Origin of the sequence: Mesorhizobium sp. M7A.F.Ca.CA.004.12.1.1 (assembly GCF_003997835.1) — a bacterium.
Classification (GTDB): domain Bacteria; phylum Pseudomonadota; class Alphaproteobacteria; order Rhizobiales; family Rhizobiaceae; genus Mesorhizobium.
The window spans coordinates 1-2653 of sequence record NZ_RZRK01000826.1 but is presented as its reverse complement, the minus strand read 5'-3'; the positions used below and the strand labels follow the sequence as shown (position 1 = coordinate 2653).

General features: G+C 63.2%; 3 protein-coding genes. All 3 read right to left on the bottom strand.

The genetic code is table 11. From position 1 onward, the window contains the following. Positions 1 to 88: 88 nt before the first annotated feature. Positions 89 to 493 (bottom strand): GFA family protein, encoded by a 405-nt coding sequence (locus EN984_RS30260; RefSeq protein WP_127269361.1) that lies wholly within the window; start codon positions 491 to 493, stop codon positions 89 to 91. 61 nt (positions 494 to 554) lie between these two features. Further along, positions 555 to 1520, bottom strand: coding sequence for a cation diffusion facilitator family transporter (locus EN984_RS30255; RefSeq protein ID WP_127269362.1), 966 nt, complete (start codon positions 1518 to 1520; stop codon positions 555 to 557). Between the two features lie 127 nt (positions 1521 to 1647). Then, the gene (locus tag EN984_RS30250) at positions 1648 to 2457 is read right to left on the bottom strand and encodes a transglutaminase family protein (RefSeq protein WP_027040094.1); all 810 of its coding nucleotides are present in this window, start codon (positions 2455 to 2457) and stop codon (positions 1648 to 1650) included. Positions 2458 to 2653 lie beyond the last annotated feature (196 nt).

The window sequence follows — 2653 nt, the reverse complement described above, 5'->3', positions numbered from 1 at the left end:
TCCTTGAGGATCGCCTGGATGACCTGGATCGACAGCATCAGCAATGACGGCGAGACGATGACGATTCGGGCGCGGTGCCGGACCGGCGCTACTGCTCCTCCAACGTGGTCATGCCCTGAAATTCAGGCAGCCAGTGCAGCGCCGAGCGGTGCCATTTCTGCTGTGTTGGAATCAAATCCTGGCGCTGCCGCGCGGTCCCCACGCGAATCCCATAGACCTTGGGGCCATCGCCGACAGACGTGGCGTAAAGATGCGAGCCGCAGTCAGCGCAAAAGGCCTGGGTGCGCTTGGCGCCGCTCGCCACGATCTTGATGTAGATTTTCGGCGTGCCCTTGGTGATGCGGTAGTTGCTTTCCGGCGCCGGAACCGTCAGGCGAAAAGCCGTGCCGGTCAGTTGCTGGCAATCCGTGCAGTGGCAGATCGTGGTCTTTTCCGGGTCTACCTCCGCCTCATAGGTTATCGCGCCGCAGTGGCAGCCGCCGTCGATCTTCATCTTTGTTCCTCCTGAATCCCGGTAATCTAGCGGGTCAAGGCAGCCAGGCAATGGCGCGGCGCTAGTCCAGAGCCGGATCGGATGCGGTGTCGATCAGCTTGCGCCGCTTCTCCCAGGTGCCTGTCGTCTGTGGCTTGACGAACAGCCGCGTGATCTCCGGCATTTCCTTCTTCAGCTGCGCCTCCAGGCGCTCGACGCAAGCTTCGATCTCGGGCGCCGTCAAATGGTCCTCGAACTCGATGCTCAGGCCGGCGACGATCTCTGCCGGCCCCATATGGACGGTCAGGACGCCGTTCGCCCGCTGCACCGCCGGATCCTGCTGGGCGATCGCCAGCACCTTCATTTGCACTTCGGGCGATGCCGGCTCACCGATCAGCAGGCCCTTGCTTTCGCGGGCCAGGAAGATCGCTGTCGCCCCCAGGATCAGCCCAATGCCGATAGAGGCGGCGCCGTCGAGTTCCGGCATCTCCAGAACTTCCGCCGCCAGGATGCCGACGAACGCGACGATCAGGCCGAGAAGTGCTGCACTGTCCTCGAACAGTACGGTGTAGACGCTCGGATCCTTGCTCGACTGCACCGCCCGCAGCCAGCCCTGCTTGCCCTTCTGCTGGCGGAACTCCTTCAGCGCCACCCACCACGAACTGCCTTCGAACAGGAAGGAAAGGCCAAGCACGATGTAGGTCACCTCGGCGTTGGCGACCGGCTCCGGCGCCATCATATGGATCACGCCTTCGTAGAACGACACGCCGGCGCCCAGCGCGAAGACGAGGAGCGCGACGATGAAGCTCCAGAAGTAGAGTTCGCGGCCGTGACCGAGCGGATGAGTCCGGTCGGCCGGGCGGGCGGCGCGGTGCATGCCGTAGAGCAGCAGGCCGCCATTGCCGGTATCGACCAGCGAATGCACGCCCTCCGACAGCATCGCCGAACTGCCGGTGAAGGCGGCGGCGGCGAACTTGGTCAGCGCGATGGCGAAATTGCCGGCGAGCGCCGCGTAGATCACCTTTTTTGAGCCGCCGTGCCCGGCCATGGCATTTGTTCCCATTCAAGGCGCAGTCTAGCGGCCAGGCCGCTAAAGCTCCACAGGCATCACACCGCGCGAATGTCGGGTCGTCCAAGCCAGCGGTCATGAGAGATCGGCCTATGGAAAACGGCGACTACTCGACGATCTCGCTGGTCCACACCTTGAAGCCGGCAAGCGTTCCCGGGCCGAATATATGGGTCAGCGGCACGTCGGCGGCGTCGCGGCCGGAGGCGATCAGGATGCGGCCGATGCGCGGTGCATTGTTGCGCGGGTCGAAGACATGCCAGCGGCCGCCGAGATAGACTTCCATCCAGGCGCAGAAATCCATGCTCGCCCATGGTTTCGGCATACCGATGTCGCTGATGTAGCCGGTGCAGTAGCGCGTTGGGATGTTGAGCGCCCGGCAGAAGGTGACGGCGAGATGCGCGTAGTCTCGGCACACGCCGCTCTGTTCGCGATACGCTTCCGCGGCGGTGCGTGTCGGCCGAGCATTGCCGTAGTTGAAGACGATGTGGTTGTGGACGAAGTCGCAGACCGCCTGCACGCGCGGAATGCCCAGCGGCGTGTTGCCGAACAGCCGCCACGCTTCATCAGCCAGAAGGTCGCTTTCGCAAAAACGGCTGGGCAGCAGGAACAGCAGCGTGTCCGCCGGCAGGTCGCGAACCTCGTGCTGCCAGGCCATCAGATCGCCCATCTCGAAAGTGCCGGGATCGCGGATCACCGCGTCGGTGCCGAAGGTGAAACGCCCGGGCGGCGCGACGAACCGGTTGCACCAATTGCCGAAACTGTCGCGATAGCTTTCGATCGGCACCGGCGGGTTGGAAATCAGGAAATCCGGCCGCTCGAGATCGGAGGCACGCGAATAATGCACATTCAGCATCGCGATGAGCGGCGTTTCCTGCGGAAAGTCGAAGCTCATCTCGCAGCCGATGTGGATTCGCATTGTCGTCCTGACGGCCTGCCTGACGATCACCCGGCGAAGCTCGGGTCGATGCTGCAGTGCGAAAATGACCATCGCACGGACCGTCATGGTTTACGAGCAAATTAGAAACCGGTTGAAAGCGATCCGGCGACGCCGGCAACGGTCGCTAACCCCTTGCGGTCGGGCGGTTCTCTTGTTTCACTTGGCGTCCCACATC

Coding starts and splice junctions, on each gene's coding strand:
- EN984_RS30260 (WP_127269361.1), bottom strand. CDS start 493: ATGAAGATCGACGGCGGCTGCCACTGCGGCGCGATAACCTATGAGGCG.
- EN984_RS30255 (WP_127269362.1), bottom strand. CDS start 1,520: ATGGCCGGGCACGGCGGCTCAAAAAAGGTGATCTACGCGGCGCTCGCC.
- EN984_RS30250 (WP_027040094.1), bottom strand. CDS start 2,457: ATGCGAATCCACATCGGCTGCGAGATGAGCTTCGACTTTCCGCAGGAA.